Below are 16,732 nucleotides of genomic sequence, written 5' to 3'. Positions count from 1 at the left end.
ATCTTTCCAATTAAGTTTTGTGGCAACAATCGGCTGTCGCAAATGTAGCCATATTCCCACATTCATTTACCTTTATGTTGCGTAGAAGATAATGAATTTAGGCTTACAGCCCGGCAAAGGTACGAAATAAAAATTCTGAAGATAATGTCATTAGATGTTTTTTTATAGTTAAATTTTAGGGATCGTAATGGTTGTTGTTTGAGCAAACATACAATAACAACATTTGTTACGTATGAGCGATTGAAGTGATGCTGATGAGTTGAGTAAGTGATGCTGATGAGTTAGTTAATTCATCCGCATGAGTTGTTAAAGTCATCCGTATGAGTTGGACGGTTCATGCGTATCACTTTGTCGGTTCATCTTGATGATAAATTTAATCAATATAGATAGGCTCATAGATTCATCATCTCATAGCTTCCAATAGCTTATGTAATTTGATTGCTTATGAAGATTTACCCCCAATTCATCTTATACCATTTCGATATACAATAATATAAATAGATCTTTGGTACATAAAAATAAGAGGATGTGCTCATTTTGACACATCCTCTTATTTTATTTAATTTCCATTTCTTCTTTCATGTCGATCTCTTCTCCATGTTCATCCGTGAACTTATACTGGAGAAAAGCTAAACTCTGATCTGGAATTATCTTAATGCCAAATCCGTATTTCATTTGCCATTTCCTCTTTAAGGACATGACTCCCTTGTTGACATAAGCGGCAACATAGGGGTGAATGTACAGTGTGAATTTCTTAATCTTCAGCTTATTAACCAAGTAATCAAGTTTATTCTCTAATGTATCCGTAAACAAAATAGATGATTTAATATGACCTTTACCAAAACATGTAGGACAAAGTTCGTCAGTGGTAACATCCATAGCAGGACGTACTCGTTGACGGGTAATCTGCATCAAACCGAACTTGCTGAGTGGCAATATATTATGTTTTGCTCTATCTTTTTGCATGTCTTTACACATTCTTTCATAAAGCTTCTGACGGTTTTCAGCCAAGTTCATATCAATAAAGTCAACGACAATGATTCCTCCCATATCACGGAGTCTGAGTTGTCGTGCCAATTCATCTGCGGCACCTAAATTTACGTCAATGGCATTCTCTTCCTGTCCATTGGTCGATTTCGAACGGTTACCGCTATTTACATCAACCACATGCAGTGCTTCTGTATGCTCAATAATAAGATACGCACCACTTTTATACGTTACAATTTTCCCAAACGAAGCTTTCAACTGTTTGGTTATTCCATAATTATCGAAGATGGGTAACTGACCTGTATACAATTTTACAATGCTTTCCCGTTCAGGGGCAATGAATTTGACATAATCCTTAATCTCTTGTAAAACGGTATTATCGTTTACATAAATGGCTTCATAAGAAGGATTAAACAAATCGCGAAGCATACCAACTGTTCTGCTTGTCTCTTCATAGACCAATGCAGGCAGTTTACTTGACTTTTGTACCTTTGTGATCATACTTTCCCATCTTTGAAGCAATAGTTTCAGCTCAGCGTCGAGTTCCGCAACGCGTTTTCCTTCCGCAACAGTTCGTACAATCACTCCAAAGTTTTTAGGTTTGATGCTTTGTATCAATTGTTTCAGACGGGCGCGTTCTTCGTTTGATTTAATTTTTTGAGAAACAGATACCTTATCATTAAACGGTATGAGGACAAGAAAACGTCCTGCAAACGACAAGTCACATGTTAGTCGTGGTCCCTTTGTTGATATAGGTTCTTTTACAATTTGTACAATGATTTCTTGCCCTTGCTTTAAAACATCCGATACCGTACCATTTTTGTCGATATCTGGCATCATTGTAGCTTTTGTAATAGGATAAAGTTTTTTGCGATCGCTTAAAACTTGCTTCAAATACTTTTGAAAAGAATAAAATTGAGAACCGAGGTCTAAATAGTGAAGAAAAGCGTCTTTTTCAAAACCGACATCTACGAAACAGGCATTTAATCCGGGCATAATCTTCTTAACTTTCCCGAAATACATATCTCCCACATTAAAAGAAGCACTCCTTCCTTCTTTTTGGAATTCCACCAACTGCTTATCTTCGGTAAGAGCGATAGAAATATCCTTGGGTTGTACATCAATTACTAATTCGCTTGTCACATCAATGTTTTTTTAATCACTTTTCTTTCCTAAATAAAGAACAAACCTACTAAGTATTTATATATTCTACTTTTTGTGGTTTGTTCTTTATTTCTGTGTCAATAACAGACAACAAATCTATTTATTTGCTTTTATGTCTGTTTTTACGTAATCTTTTTTTCCGTTTATGAGTAGACATTTTATGTCTTTTTTTCTTTTTTCCGCTTGGCATAGCTCTAAAAGTTTAAATTGTTAATAATATTTTTCCTTATTTCTTTACTGAAATAGTGAAAGTCTTAGCTGGTTTGAAGGCTGGAATTTTATGCTCCGGAACAATAATCGTAGTGTTCTTCGAGATGTTACGTGCTGTCTTCTGTGCACGTGTTTTAACTATGAAACTGCCGAAGCCGCGGAGATAGACATTCTCTCCATTTGTGAGAGAGTTTTTCACACTTACCATAAATGCTTCAACCACATTTAATACTTCTGGCTTAGACATTCCTGTCTTTTCTGCAATTTCATTAACGATATCTGCTTTAGTCATTTTTGCCTAAATTATACTGTTATACAAATGTTTATTACATAATTCGCTAAATTGGACTGCAAATATAGTACTTTTCCATTTTGAAACGAAATATTTCACAAAATAATTTCTTAAAAAATTAGTTGCTAAGTATTTATCTTCTAATTTTGCTTCAGAATTAAGTATTTCTTTTAATAAATGGATTATGAATGATTTTAGTAACACTATAATTAATTGGTACGAGGAGCATAAACGTGATTTACCTTGGAGAAAAACAAAAGACCCTTTTTTAATTTGGGTATCAGAAATTATTCTCCAACAAACCCGTGTAGAACAGGGACTTGATTATTATCAACGTTTTGTCAGTCGTTTCCCTAATGTGTTTAAATTAGCAGAAGCTGAGGAAGATGAAGTTTTAAAATGTTGGCAAGGATTAGGTTATTATTCACGAGCTCGAAATATACATATGGCAGCTAAACAAATAGCAGAAATAGGAGAGTTTCCGAAAACATTGGAAGATGTTTTAAATTTAAGAGGTGTTGGCGAATATACAGCTGCTGCCATTTGTTCTTTTGCTTACGATATGCCATACGCAGTCGTTGACGGAAATGTATATCGTGTTCTGTCTCGCTGGCTGGGTATTGACAGACCTATTGATTCCGGAGAGGGGAAAAGAATGATTTCCGAAGCGGCAAAAATGTTATTAGATAAGAACCGCCCTGCACTTCATAATCAAGCTATTATGGAATTTGGAGCTTTACAATGCACAAAGAACAACCCAAATTGTATGTTTTGTCCTCTAATTGACTGTTGTATAGCATATAAGAAAGGGTTAGTTGAAACCCTTCCCGTGAAGCAACATAAAACAAAAACAAGTAACAGATATTATAATTACATCTTTGTCCGGATGGGAGAAGAAACCGTCATTCACAAACGGATTGCAGATGATATATGGAAAAATTTATATGAGTTTCCTATGATAGAAACCGATCGAGCAGTTTCGGAGGAAGAGTTTTATTCTTTGCCTCAGTTACATAATATGATTTCCTCAAACGACAAGCCAGTATTCAAATTGGTTCAGAAAGGAGTGAAGCACGTACTTTCGCATCGGATAATATATGCTAATTTTTATGAAGTAAATTTGCCTGAAGATTCAGAATCTTTTAAGAATTATCATAAAATAAAGATTAATGATATACATAAATTTGCGGTATCTCGCTTGATAAATCAGTTTCTTTCGCTAACTTTGTAGCAAACAAAGTAAGTTTTTAATTATGTCCTTAAATAAAGTTCAATTAATTGGTAATGTCGGGAAAGATCCGGACATAAGATATTATGATAGTAATCAAGCTGTAGCGAGTTTTCCTTTGGCTACTACCGAACGTGGCTATACTTTAGCAAATGGCACACAAGTTCCTGATCGTACAGAATGGCATAATATTGTTTTATGGCGAGGTTTGGCTCAGGTTGCTGAAAAATATGTTCATAAAGGTGATTTGTTATATATTGAAGGCAAGATACGAAGCCGTCAATATGACGATCAGAATGGTGTTCATCGCACTCGTGTAGAGATTTATGTTGATAATATGGAAATGCTTTCCAACAGAAGTAGTCAACGTCAACAAACTACTACAACGGCTAACGAAGTCTCACAGCCATTGGAAAATACGAATATGGCACAGGAATCATCAGATTCAAATAATTTGCCTTTCTAAAAAAGAAGTCTAACTAAATCTGATCTCTTTGGATTCTGATTCGTTCATATCAGAGATACAATCTCTATTCAATGGTGTTACGGTAATGGCACCGAGTTTTGGTGCTATTGTAGCACTTTTATTAGCTGTGATACTTTTAGGATGCTCTGCTTTTGTCTCTGCATCTGAAATAGCGTTCTTTTCTCTCTCCCCAAGTGATTTAAATGAAGTGGACAAGCAGGAAAATATGGTTGATAAACGTATTAAATCTTTATTAAATGATTCCGAACACTTATTAGCAACCATTTTGATAGCCAATGATTTTGTGAACGTAACAATCATTATGTTGCTGAACTATTTCTTCGCTAATATTATTTCGTGGGGAAATTCAGTGATTCTACAATTTGTTGTTGTTACTATTATCCTGACTTTTCTGTTATTATTGTTCGGCGAAATCATACCTAAAATATATTCCGCCCAATATCCGTTAAAGTTTGCAAGGAAAGCCGCACACACATTGTGTATTCTAAAAAAAATATTTTCTCCATTATCTAATCTGCTGGTTCGATCTTCTTTCTTTATGAAGAAAGTGGTCGACAAGAAAAAATATAATATATCGGTTGATGACTTATCACAGGCTTTAGAACTGACGGATAAAAAAGAGATTTTCGACGAGAGTAATATTTTGGAAGGCATAATTCGCTTCGGTGGCGAAACAGCAAAAGAAATTATGACTCCTCGAATGGATATGGTAGGCTTGGAGATCAATACTACTTATCCTGACGTACTGAAGTGCATCGTTGATAATGTATATTCCCGAATTCCTATTTATTCCAAATCGCCTGATAATATAAAAGGTATTCTTTACATTAAAGATTTACTTCCTCATCTAAAAAAACCTGATAATTTTCGTTGGCAAAGCTTAGTTCGTTCGGCATACTTTGTTCCGGAAACAAAAATGATTGACGATTTGCTTCGTGAATTCCAGCAAAACAGAGTACACATGGCTATCGTTGTTGATGAATTTGGCGGAACTTCCGGCATCGTTACAATGGAAGATATTATAGAAGAGATTGTTGGTGAAATCAATGATGAATATGATGAAGATGAACGTAATTATGTAAAGCTGAACGACAATACATTTATCTTTGAAGGAAAAATTCTTCTGAGTGATTTTTATAAAGTACTTGACAGTGATACGAATATATTTGAGGATATAGAAGGTGACGCTGATACGTTAGCAGGTTTATTGCTTGAAATAAAAGGTGATTTTCCTCGCTTGCATGAGAAAATGGACTATAAGAATTTTCATTTTGAAGTGTTAGCTATGGACACTCGAAGAATTAAACAAGTAAAGGTTATTGTCGATTCTATAACTGAGTCTGCTGATAACGATGCCAAGGAAAAGAAGTCGAATACAGAAAAGAAAGAAGATTAAAGATGCCTCTTCTATATAAGAAACAAGATTCAGAGTTATTATATGGTATTTGGAAAGTAACCGAATCCAACGAGGAGTTGAGTTCTTTTTTAATTCATTCCCATTTCGATTATACAAATAACAGACAACGAATACAGGAAAAACTGGCAGTTCGTGTTCTGTTGAAAACGTTATTAAAAGATGAAGAAAGAAAGATAGAATATTATCTTTCCGGTAAACCTTATTTCTCTGATAATAAATGGCATATCAGTATTTCTCATACAAAAGGATATGTAGCTTTGGCACTTCATCCAACAAGTGAAATCGGTTTGGATATTGAACAATATAACGATCGGGTTCGTCGTGTTTCTTCTCGATTTATCCGTCCGGATGAGGAATCAACAGTTTCAAAAGCAATAGAACTGGAAGAAATAATCCCATCTCGTTCCAATGAAATATATGCCATGCTGCTTCATTGGTCGGCAAAAGAAACCATCTTTAAAATAATGGGAGAGATAGATGTCGATTTATTAAATAATATGCGCGTTTACCCTTTTGATCTCCGACAAAATGGAACCTTTCAAGCTCAGGAATTGGGGTCAACAGAAAAACAAATATTCCAAATTCATTATTTTCTATATCCTGATTTTGTTTTTACTTATACTGTTAGTTCCACATAATTACCTTCCGGATCTGCAAATGCCGATTCAAAATAACCATCACCGGTATATCGAGGATGGCTCAATATACAATACCCATCGTTATGCAATTGTTTAGTCAGTGCCAGAACTTTCTCTTCACTTCCCAACGATATGGCAAAATGTGCTAACCCTTTCATTTGATTTGGCAAAGAATCCGTTTTCTTTCCCTGACTCATTATTTCTAACCGAGTGTCTTCATCGTCAAAGGAGAGGAAATAAGAACGGAATCCTTTTTTCTCATTGATATAGACTTCATTAGCAGTCATGCCGAAATATTTCACGTAGAAATTACGCAATAATTCAATATCGTCTGCCCAAATCGCCAAATGCTCAATTTTCATTATCAACTTTTCTTTGTTTAAGATTTATTTTAATACTTATTTTTCTACTTCAATTTTCCATATTCTTCATCCGATACAGCTTCCAGCCAATCGGTACTCGAATTCTCTGCCGGTACGGCAAGTGCTATATGTTGGAACCATGAGTCTTTGGCTGCGCCATGCCAATGTTTTACACCTGCGGGAATATCGATGGTATCGCCCGGTTTAAGTTCCTGCACCGGTTTTCCCCATTCCTGATACCATCCTCTACCGGCTACACAGATTAGAATCTGCCCACCACCTTTATGGATGTGCCAATTATTCCGGCATCCCGGCTCGAAAGTTACATTATGAACCGGCAACTTACCTTCACCTGAAGCAATAGACGCAAGGTATGAATGGCCAATAAAGTATTTAGCGTAAGCAGTGTTAGGCTGCCCAAAAGGAAACACCAATTGTTCTTTAGTAATATTATATTTACTTATGTTTAATGATGCTTCAGATGATTCTGTTTGTTTTACAACCTCACGAATACAATTCAGCGCATTTAATGCGCGAGGATAACCAATAAAAGGGATATTATTGGAAATGACAGCAATAAGAAAATCTTTGTCGTTACCAACACTGAAGTTACCCATAATATGCGCTTTTAATTGCGATTCACAACCTCCTTGTGCGGCAATATAACAGAAAGTGATCATCTCGCGCTGCTTAATTGTCAATCCTTTTCGAGTGTAGTAATCACCAAAGCAATTATCGGCAAGCCATTCATTGATGTGACGCGAGTCTTCAGGAGCATTCTTCCACGATTCACGTATCCGCTCGCCGAAGATGTCTATTTGCACTTGGTTTCCTTTTTTACGACGGTTAGAAATAATGGTCTGACTCTGTGGTTCCAATGGTAATTCTATACCTCGCTTTTTAAAAACATGATTAGCGACTGTAAGAAACGGATAAACACGCCCAAGACCAAGGTAAGCAGTTGCCTGATAGATAATTTCTTTTACTTCAATTGGTGTCACTCCCTTATCAAGGGCATCTTGCAATAAAGGTTTGTAAACATCAACACCTTGACAACCAAGCAAAGTTGCCATATAACACATATAGCGTACGCGGTCGTCTATTTGTGTCTTCGTCTGATCGTACACTTCACCAAAAGCAAAACGGTCAAAACGTTCTGCAAATTCAGGATCATTCTTCATAAAATTGTTCTCTTTCAACATATTTACCTCCATTTTTTGTTCTGTAGTTTTTTGCGCGTACATTATACCCGATGCCATGAAGAAGCAGAGTAAGAGCACAAGACGTATTCTATTCATATATTTAATTATTTAACGAATTCTCTTATTCCATAGGCTGTTGGTGGGGGATAAGTATCTCTTCCGAAAGAGACGGTCATCATCCGGCAAAGTGATACGTATGAGTTAACCGGTTCATGCGGATGAGTTGGGCAATTCATGCGGATGAGTTGAGCGATTCATACGTATCACTTGGAGAGATGAACCGTTTCTCTCATTCCATTCTCCTTAATGTCGGATAAACTCATCATCTTTCACCCGAAAACCTTCATCTTTAATATAACGCTCAACTTTCATGTGTAAATCATATTTTTCGCGGAGAGTCGCTATCGTCTTCATCATAGGCGATGTATGATGAATGTCTATAGCTTCTTGACTGCTCCAACTGTCAATGAGCAGCACTGTTTCCGGATCGGAAATCGAGATAAAATACTCATAACGCAAATTACCCGATTCATTCCGTATGGCAGTTACAGTCCCACTGCTTTCCATTTCCTCAACAAACTTCCTTGCCGATCCGTTCTTCCCTGTATAATAAAGATTAACGGTAATAACTTTTTCCTCTGCGCTTTGAAGAGAATCGCCTTGTTTTGTCTTTTCCATATTTGGCTCTTGAGCATCTATTTTGGTGGATGATACTATCAAAACAGAAAGTAAAATCATTCTTAACGATATTCTCATATTATATTGTTTTTATTTACAAAGTTACAATATTTATTTATAAAGTGACAATAAAAATTGTTTCAAAAAGAGACCTTACCACATCAACATGATAAAAAAGAAAAGAAAAGACTTGGAGACATAGCCAAACGTCATCCGTATTAAAAATACCTACAAATCGACATCAACCGCCTCTGTCTGCACACCAAAAATGGGAGCAATCAGGTATTTTATATACAAAAATAGAAGTTCACACTCGCCCGTGAGAACTTCTATTACAACACAAAAACTAAACTAGACTTAACTAAACTATTCTATTTATCTAATCTTTCGATTAGAATAATCAATAAACTTCACAGCCTATTGACTACGCTACAAATATACGATCTTTATTTATAAAAATAAACTTTTTTGCTATTTTTTTTTATAAGAAATTACAGAAAAATTTTATATTATCAAATATCAAAGAGAATATCTTCAATAAAATGGACACGATAACACTTTGTTGACCATCAGCATTGAAGACATATTTATGAAAACATGAAAAAGCTCAGACCTTTTAATCTGAGCTTTATAACTAATTTTTTGGGATTAATTAATCGTAATCCTCAGAAGTATTCAATTTTTCTTTAATAGCATCAGCCTGCTTGTTGACTTTTTCTACAACATCGTCTTTAACGTTTGTCGCTTTGTCTTTTGCACGCTGTACATAATCGCATACCTCATCTTGCAAATCTTCAAGCTTGTGCTTCATGTCTCTTCTGAATCTCCGACCTTTTCTTGTCTGTGATAAGAAACCGAGAGCTCCACCAACAATCGTTCCCAGAGCCATACCTAAAAGAAATTCACCTTTTCTCATAATCTTTATTTTTTAAACTATAAATAACTATCCAACTGTTACAATAGAGAATCTAAACCTCTTATGCTTCATAATGTAAAACTACAAAATCTTCTTTTCATTTGCAATATTTATGACGCAAAAACAAATCTAATTTAAGAAAAATATATATATTCGCACTATCCTTTTAAATACGTTATCAAATGAAGATACTAAATTATGCTATTATAAGATGCGTCTGTGCATTGGCCGTAGGAATACTTCTTATTTTATTTCCTAATGAGATATCCATCTATCTTATTATATTAATAGGAGCTTTGTTTTTTATCCCAGGGATGTTTACTATCTTTTCATATTATATAAATAGGCAGAAACAAGGTTTGCCTTTTCCATTGTCAGGCATCGGAAGTGCTTTTTTCGGACTCTGGCTGATGGTTATGCCGGGGTTCTTCGCTAATATATTAATGTATGTCTTGGGTGCAGTACTTGTTCTTGCCGGTATCCATCAAATATCTCGACTTGTTGCCATAAAGAATCTGACAAAGGTATCGGGCGCATACTATTTCTTTTCTATATTAATTCTATTTGCAGGTGTTTTGGTTTTGGCTAATCCGTTTACAGCCCGAACTGTACCTATTATAATATTGGGTATGAGTGCTATTATTTACGCTATTACCGATATAATACGAATTATTCGATTTCGTAAATTTATAGAACAAGCTGAGAAAACGATTGTTGATGTGGAAGCAGAGGATGTGACTGACGCAGAGTCTGCATTCGAAAGAACAAAGTCAATTGAAAATTCTACAGACCAAGAACAAAAGATATAATATAGCATCTAAACAATGAAGAAGCACATTACATTAATAATTATTGTTGTTATCCTATTGTCTTTCTTTCCTTTATCTATTTTCCTTAAAGGGAATCTTTATGATAAGGGACTTGATGAGGAATGCGATACTTGTAAGGCAACAGCCATTCTTTGGGTGGATTATACCAGAGGACGAGAACTCCCTTTCCATGCTATAACACGGAACGTGAAAGTATATGCTGAAGTGTCTCCGTTCGGTAAAGTTGAAGTACTGAGTTACTGTAAAAAACAGACAATGAAAGTGGAGAGTTATTTGAAAAAGCGTCTGGAAGTATTTACAATCAGGAAAAATGTGATGGAACAAGGATATGTTAAACCCGGACGCCAATACTTGCAATTACATTATGTAGTCAACTGGATGAATTAAATATTATGAAGAAAATTACATTATTAAACATGGCACTTGTTGCCATAATGACATTCTTGTTCGCGGCTTGCGGACAGAAAGTGGGTGAAGAACAAGCCCTTCAGTTCAGCGATGTGAATAACAAAGCTGTTGAAAGTTCAGAATTTGATTTGGTAGCCGGTCAGCAACTGACTGCCAAAGGAGAGTATCAGAATTTTATTTTAAAAGGTAAGGCAATTGCCGACGCGGAAGGTGTAGCTTCCCTTCGATTCCACCAAGGATACGAAGTTCTTTTTCATAACGGACCAATAGATGGAACTCGTAAGACAGGAAGTTTATCAACGGTTCGTAACCTGTACCGTTCTTTAGCTACCGATGGTCAGCCTTTTGATTTTCAAATTGCTGTTCGTGGAAAGAACATTGAAGTGAGTATCAATGGAATGGATGTGGTTTGTTATACAGAGCCTGAGAATCCATATCGTATCCCGGAGAATGCAAATAAAATATTAAGTAAAGGACCAATTGTGCTGATAGGACAGAAGGGCGATGTTAAGTTTAGCGATTTAACTATCACTCCGTTAGATAAGACTGCAGTTAATCCTAACGATACCATGCCTGTTATTGATGAGCAGAACGATGAGATTATTAAGTTGCAACAGCAGAATTTCCCGGTTATTGATTACCATGTTCATTTGAAAGGTGGACTGACTAAGGAGATGGCGCACGCTATGTCTATGAATTATGGCATTAATTACGGTGTTGCTCCAAATCTTGGCGAAGGTGGAGTAGGACGTATGCTTGCTAACGATGCCGAAGCATACGATTATTTTAATGAAGTTAAAGATATGCCGTTCTTGCGTGGCGCGCAGGGTGAAGGACGCCGCTGGTCAACTGTCTTTTCTAAGGAAGCATTAGGCTTGTTCGACTATTTGTTTACTGACGCCATGACCATTGTCGATCATAAAAACCGTATATCCCGTATTTATCATCCGGAAGAAGTGAAGCGTGAAGGTTTAAATATGGAACAATATATGGATCTCATCGTTGATCAGATTGTGAAAATTTTAACCAATGAGCCTGTCGATATTTATGCCAATGCTACATATATTCCTGATGACATGCAGGCTGATTATGATAAGTATTGGACAGACAAACGTGTAAACAAAGTACTTGATGTATTAGAAAAATATCATATCGCATTGGAAATCAGTCCGCGATATAAGATACCCAGTATAGCTATTATTAAGAAAGCTAAAGAGCGTGGTTTGAAGTTCACTTTTGGAACGAACAATGTGGACGCTAATTTTGGAAAGTGTGAGTATGCTATTCAGGCTATAAAGGAATGTGGTATTACTGCCGATGATATTTGGTTTCCGCCAATGAGTATTCGTAATACTCGCCAAGCAGTTGATTATAATCATTTTGGGCAAAAAAAGTAATATGAAAAAGATTCTTTCTCTCCTTTTAATAAGTGCCGGTATTGTTATTTCGGCATGTAGTCAGGAAAAGTTTGCAACCGTCAGCGCAGAAGAATTTGCTAAGATTATTGATTCCGATACCATTCAGTTGCTGGATGTGCGAACTGATAGCGAATATGTAGCCGGTCATATTAGAAACGCGATGAATATTGATATGAAAGCAACTGATTTCCTCGATCAAGCAAAAGAATTGTTAACGACAGATAAGCCGGTTGCAGTATATTGCTTGGGAGGTATACGCAGTGCCAAAGCAGCTACTCTGTTAACTGAAGCCGGTTATAGGATGATTAATTTGGGCGGTGGAATTAAAACATGGAAAAAGTCTATGGGAGAGGACTCCTTGGAAAAGTCGGATAAGAACGGTTACATTGTTTTCGATGGTGACGAAGCGCCAGACTTTACCATTACACTGGTCGATGGGAAACAAGTTACACTGAGTAAGCTCCGTGGAAAAGTGGTTATGTTACAGTTTACAGCCAGTTGGTGTGGTGTATGCCGAAAAGAGATGCCGCATATAGAAAGTGAAATTTGGCAGCAATACAAGGATGATCCGAATTTTGTTTTAATAGGCATCGACCGTGACGAACCAATTGAGACAGTGAAGAAGTTTGCTGAGCAAACCGGTGTGACGTATCCGCTTGGATTAGACCCTGGAGCCGAAATCTATGCAAAATATGCTGTACGAGAGTCGGGCATTACACGTAATGTTTTGATTAATAAAGAAGGAAAGATTATGATGCGCACCCGTCTTTATAAGCCCGAAGAATTTGCCGATTTGGTAAAGAGAATCGATGATGAGCTAAAGTAAACTTTGTCATATATATCAGATAGGTAGGTCATACGGATCTACCTATCTTTTTTTCTTTATAAATTGAAAAAGTGATACGTATGAGTTGAGTAATTCATGCGGATGAGTTGAACGATTCATGCGGATGAGTTGAACGATTCATGCGGATGAGTTGAACGATTCATGCGGATGAGTTGAACGATTGATATGCATCAGTTGAGCGACTTTGTTTATGAATGACATCTTATCAATAGAAAACAAAAGAAGCTCCCTTTGAAAGGAAGCCTCTTTATTAAAATAACATCGTTTATTTAGGTTGTAATGGAATTACATTTTCCAAATCTTTAGAAATTTCAGCATCACTCAACTCATAATTCTGCAAGTTACCTGCTAAGAATTGGTCGTAAGCAGTCATATCAATCAAGCCATGTCCGGAAAGGTTGAAGAGAATAACCTTGTCTTCGCCCGTCTCTTTGCATTTTTTTGCCTCACGAATGGTAGCTGCAATAGCATGACATGATTCAGGAGCAGGAATAATTCCTTCGGTCTGAGCAAACAAAACACCGGCTTCGAATGACTCTAACTGTTTAATATCAACAGCTTCCATGAGTTTATCTTTCAATAACTGTGAAACAATGACACCGGCACCATGGTAACGTAAGCCACCCGCATGAATGTTGGCCGGTTGGAAGTTATGTCCTAATGTATACATAGGAAGTAATGGCGTATAACCAACCTCATCACCATAGTCATACTCAAATTTTCCACGAGTAAGTTTAGGACAAGATGCAGGCTCTGCAGCAATGAAACGAGTCTGTTTGCCTTCCAAAATCTTATGGCGCATGAATGGGAAAGATATACCTCCAAAGTTTGAACCGCCACCGAAACAAGCGACAACGATATCAGGATATTCCCCCGCCATCTTCATTTGTTTTTCTGCTTCCAGACCAATAATTGTCTGATGCAAAGCAACATGATTTAGAACAGAACCTAAAGTGTATTTACAGTTCGGAGTATTCATGGCTAATTCAATAGCTTCAGATATAGCGGTACCCAAAGATCCCTGATGGTTAGGATATTTGGTAAGGATATCCTTTCCTGCGCGAGTTGACATAGATGGCGATGCGGTGACAATAGCACCGAATGTCTGCATCATACTACGTCGATAAGGCTTTTGCTCATAACTGATCTTAACTTGGAATACGGCAGCTTCCAGGCCAAACACCTTGGCGGCGTACGATAAAGCTGCTCCCCACTGTCCGGCACCTGTCTCCGTAGTGATATTGGTAACTCCCTGAATCTTACAATAATAAGCCTGAGCAAGGGCAGAGTTCAATTTATGTGAACCTACCGGACTGACACTCTCGTTCTTGAAATAAATATGTGCCGGAGTACCCAATGCTTTCTCCAGTCCGTATGCACGAACCAAAGGTGTGCTACGATAAAATTTATACTTTTCAAGAACCGGTTCGGGGATTTCTATCCATGCGTCTTCCTGATTCAATTCCTGATAACAAACTTCTTTAGCAAAAATAGGGAAGAGATCTTCCGGCTTCAAAGGCTTTTTTGTTTTAGGATTCAAAGGAGGCAGAGGTTTGTTAACCATATCAGCCTGAATATTATACCAATACTTTGGAATTTCTTCTTCCGATAAGAAAAAACGTTTTTGTTTATTGCTCATTCTATTAAAAAATTAATATTATAGTTCTTTTTGATTGACAAATGTAGTTAAAAAATAGTAGAAATTAGTAACTAATGATAGAAAGTTCTTAGAAAATGAAAATCTTTGTTCTTTCCTTGCAAGTACCAATCTATTTCTGTTATTTTGTGAGAATAAAATGAAAGTTATGAGATATCTTACTATACTGTTACTTGGAGCATTCTTTATGACTGGTTGTAAAAATACAAAGACGGAGGATATGAAAGCAAAGAAACAATTGATGTATCAGATTGACAGTGTTGACAAACAAACCGGTGTTCAACGCATGAAGAGTTGGTTGGTTGAACAGGAAATTGTCGCGGGTACTAAACACTATCAATTATATATCAATCGTATTCCAAGTGATTCTCTACCACTTGTAAAGTCGGATATGGGAACTTTTAGCGACAATGTGATAATTGTTACCATTACTCGTCAGGATCATTCCCGTTTGTTTAGCAAAACATTTGTAAAAAGAGATTTTTCTTCTTTCTTATCTGATAATTATTTGAATAAAACCATTCTCGAAGGAGTGGTATTTGATGTAGAGAAAACCGAAAAAGCTAACGGAAATATAATTTTAGCTGCCAGCGTAAGCTATCCCGGCAGTGACTTATACATACCTTTTTCAGTTACCATTACACCATTCGGAAAAATGAGTATCGATAAAGATGAAGATGCTGTCGACATACCTGTTACAGTAGTCGATAGCGTCGAAAGTTCTGAGGATTAATCCATTTGCCGGTATCCTTTGGCCAATCCGCCTTCACTGGTTTCTTTATATAAAGAAGGCAGGTCGTGTCCTGTTTGTTTCATGACTTCGACTACCTTATCGAATGATACACGATGACGTCCGTCGGTGAACGATGCATAGATGTTTGCGTCAAGAGCTTGAACTGCCGCATAAGCATTACGTTCGATACATGGAATTTGAACCAGTCCGCATACAGGATCACAAGTCATTCCCAAATGATGTTCAAGCGACATTTCAGCGGCATACTCTATTTGCGCTGGACTACCTCCAAATAATTGGCACGAAGCGGCAGATGCCATAGAACAGGCAACTCCTACTTCAGCTTGACAACCGGCTTCAGCTCCCGAAATAGATGCATTTCTTTTAACAACATTAGCGATTAATCCGGCAGTCGCCAAAGCTCGTAGAATACGGGTGTCGCTGAATCCATGATTTTTTTGAAGATGATACAGCACGGCAGGCAATACACCACACGAACCACAGGTAGGGGCAGTAACAATCAGCCCTCCCGACGCATTTTCTTCACTTACCGCTAAAGCATAAGCAAAAACCAATCCGCGCGAGCGGAGGCTATCTTTATACCCCATTGATTTTACATAATAAGTGGGTGCTTTACGCTGAAGATGAAGCGGACCGGGTAACACACCTTCATGATCCAACCCACGTTCAATAGATTGTTTCATTACGTTCCATACTTCGTCCAAATAATTCCATATATTGGAATCTTCACATTGATCGACGTATTCCCAATAAGTTTTTCCCGTATGTTCACACCAATAAAGAATTTCTCCCATCTTGTTCATATCGTAAATGTCGGGAATGGAACGATCGTCAAAACCTTCTTCTGCCAAGGCACCACCACCTACACTGTAAATAGTCCATTCATCAGTCATTTTTCCTTTCTTATCTTTCGACTTGAAAGTCATGCCGTTAGGATGGAATGGGAGGAAGACATGTGATTTCCAGATAATTTCAGTAGGAGCGGCCGGCTCAAGCACATTGAGAATCGCCTTATCGGTCATGTGTCCCTTTCCGGTTGCAGCCAGACTCCCATAAAGCGTTACTTCGAAACTTTTTGCCTCCGGATGCTTGGCAAGAAATTTCAAAGCTGCACGACGTGGACCAATAGTATGACTGCTTGATGGTCCGTTACCTATTCTATATAATTCGCGTAATGATTTCATTTAATTATTTAAATTGATTGCAAAAATATGAAATTATCTGTTATTCTATTCTT

General features: G+C 37.0%; 17 protein-coding genes and 1 pseudogene. 10 read left to right on the top strand and 8 right to left on the bottom strand.

What is annotated here, in order from left to right; all coding sequences use genetic code 11:
• Window positions 1–555: 555 nt before the first annotated feature.
• Together LO761_RS01260 and LO761_RS01255 are read right to left on the bottom strand one after the other, a co-directional pair.
• Window positions 556–2,130, bottom strand: a complete 1,575-nt coding sequence (locus tag LO761_RS01260; RefSeq protein ID WP_272816518.1) for an Rne/Rng family ribonuclease — start codon at window positions 2,128–2,130, stop codon at window positions 556–558.
• A 247-nt stretch (window positions 2,131–2,377) separates the two neighbouring features.
• Window positions 2,378–2,653 (bottom strand): HU family DNA-binding protein, encoded by a 276-nt coding sequence (locus LO761_RS01255; RefSeq protein ID WP_272816517.1) that lies wholly within the window; start codon window positions 2,651–2,653, stop codon window positions 2,378–2,380.
• Between the two features lie 184 nt (window positions 2,654–2,837).
• Between LO761_RS01255 and mutY the strand changes: the two genes are divergently transcribed.
• From mutY to LO761_RS01235, 4 genes are read left to right on the top strand one after another with little or no spacing between them, the layout of a single operon-like run.
• A complete protein-coding gene (gene mutY, locus LO761_RS01250; RefSeq protein WP_272816516.1) occupies window positions 2,838–3,884 on the top strand; it encodes an A/G-specific adenine glycosylase in 1,047 nt (348 codons plus the stop codon).
• Window positions 3,885–3,906: 22 nt separating this feature from the next.
• The gene (locus tag LO761_RS01245) at window positions 3,907–4,347 is read left to right on the top strand and encodes a single-stranded DNA-binding protein (RefSeq protein ID WP_272816515.1); all 441 of its coding nucleotides are present in this window, start codon (window positions 3,907–3,909) and stop codon (window positions 4,345–4,347) included.
• Window positions 4,348–4,375: 28 nt separating this feature from the next.
• Window positions 4,376–5,764 (top strand): gliding motility-associated protein GldE, encoded by a 1,389-nt coding sequence (gldE, locus tag LO761_RS01240; protein WP_272816514.1) that lies wholly within the window; start codon window positions 4,376–4,378, stop codon window positions 5,762–5,764.
• A gap of 2 nt (window positions 5,765–5,766) precedes the next feature.
• Window positions 5,767–6,423 carry a 4'-phosphopantetheinyl transferase family protein gene (locus LO761_RS01235; RefSeq protein WP_272816513.1) on the top strand — a complete coding sequence of 219 codons (657 nt, stop codon included), beginning with the start codon at window positions 5,767–5,769 and terminating at the stop codon, window positions 6,421–6,423.
• On the opposite strand, the gene LO761_RS01230 is transcribed toward LO761_RS01235, so the two are convergent.
• The 4 genes from LO761_RS01230 to LO761_RS01215 all read right to left on the bottom strand — a co-directional run bounded on the left by LO761_RS01230 (window position 6,402) and on the right by LO761_RS01215 (window position 9,581).
• A complete protein-coding gene (locus LO761_RS01230) occupies window positions 6,402–6,785 on the bottom strand; it encodes a VOC family protein (RefSeq protein WP_272816512.1) in 384 nt (127 codons plus the stop codon). The genes LO761_RS01235 and LO761_RS01230 overlap by 22 nt on opposite strands.
• Window positions 6,786–6,829: 44 nt before the next feature.
• Window positions 6,830–8,083: a carboxymuconolactone decarboxylase family protein gene (locus LO761_RS01225; RefSeq protein WP_272816511.1), complete on the bottom strand. Its 1,254-nt coding sequence runs from the start codon at window positions 8,081–8,083 to the stop codon at window positions 6,830–6,832.
• Between the two features lie 207 nt (window positions 8,084–8,290).
• Window positions 8,291–8,743, bottom strand: coding sequence for a putative quinol monooxygenase (locus LO761_RS01220; protein WP_272816510.1), 453 nt, complete (start codon window positions 8,741–8,743; stop codon window positions 8,291–8,293).
• 574 nt (window positions 8,744–9,317) lie between these two features.
• Entirely contained in the window at window positions 9,318–9,581 is a 264-nt protein-coding gene (locus tag LO761_RS01215; protein ID WP_272816509.1) for a YtxH domain-containing protein, read from the bottom strand.
• A gap of 182 nt (window positions 9,582–9,763) precedes the next feature.
• Here LO761_RS01215 and LO761_RS01210 point away from each other — a divergent pair, with 182 nt between their 5' ends.
• The 5 genes and pseudogenes from LO761_RS01210 to LO761_RS01190 all read left to right on the top strand — a co-directional run bounded on the left by LO761_RS01210 (window position 9,764) and on the right by LO761_RS01190 (window position 13,063).
• Window positions 9,764–10,390, top strand: coding sequence for an HdeD family acid-resistance protein (locus tag LO761_RS01210; RefSeq protein ID WP_272816508.1), 627 nt, complete (start codon window positions 9,764–9,766; stop codon window positions 10,388–10,390).
• A 15-nt stretch (window positions 10,391–10,405) separates the two neighbouring features.
• Window positions 10,406–10,798, top strand: coding sequence for a DUF4891 domain-containing protein (locus LO761_RS01205; protein WP_272816507.1), 393 nt, complete (start codon window positions 10,406–10,408; stop codon window positions 10,796–10,798).
• Window positions 10,799–10,803: 5 nt separating this feature from the next.
• Window positions 10,804–12,216: a family 16 glycoside hydrolase gene (locus tag LO761_RS01200; protein WP_272816506.1), complete on the top strand. Its 1,413-nt coding sequence runs from the start codon at window positions 10,804–10,806 to the stop codon at window positions 12,214–12,216.
• Between the two features lies 1 nt (window position 12,217).
• A pseudogene (locus tag LO761_RS01195) lies at window positions 12,218–12,565 on the top strand (rhodanese-like domain-containing protein); the annotation flags it as partial.
• Between the two features lie 15 nt (window positions 12,566–12,580).
• Window positions 12,581–13,063: a TlpA family protein disulfide reductase gene (locus LO761_RS01190; RefSeq protein WP_272816567.1), complete on the top strand. Its 483-nt coding sequence runs from the start codon at window positions 12,581–12,583 to the stop codon at window positions 13,061–13,063.
• Between the two features lie 286 nt (window positions 13,064–13,349).
• On the opposite strand, the gene LO761_RS01185 is transcribed toward LO761_RS01190, so the two are convergent.
• Window positions 13,350–14,723: a TrpB-like pyridoxal phosphate-dependent enzyme gene (locus LO761_RS01185; protein WP_272816505.1), complete on the bottom strand. Its 1,374-nt coding sequence runs from the start codon at window positions 14,721–14,723 to the stop codon at window positions 13,350–13,352.
• 166 nt (window positions 14,724–14,889) lie between these two features.
• On the opposite strand from LO761_RS01185, the gene LO761_RS01180 reads away from it, so the two are divergent.
• On the top strand, window positions 14,890–15,474 hold the full coding sequence (locus LO761_RS01180) for a DUF4738 domain-containing protein (RefSeq protein ID WP_272816504.1): 585 nt from the start codon (window positions 14,890–14,892) through the stop codon (window positions 15,472–15,474).
• Here the strand turns inward: LO761_RS01180 and LO761_RS01175 are convergent.
• Window positions 15,471–16,679 (bottom strand): L-serine ammonia-lyase, encoded by a 1,209-nt coding sequence (locus tag LO761_RS01175; RefSeq protein WP_272816503.1) that lies wholly within the window; start codon window positions 16,677–16,679, stop codon window positions 15,471–15,473. The genes LO761_RS01180 and LO761_RS01175 overlap by 4 nt on opposite strands.
• Window positions 16,680–16,732: the final 53 nt, after the last annotated feature.

This window comes from Phocaeicola oris (assembly GCF_021295095.1).
Taxonomy (GTDB): Bacteria; Bacteroidota; Bacteroidia; order Bacteroidales; family Bacteroidaceae; genus Phocaeicola; species Phocaeicola oris.
The sequence above is the reverse complement of the archived record's forward strand: the minus strand, read 5'-3'. Positions and strand labels throughout refer to the sequence as shown.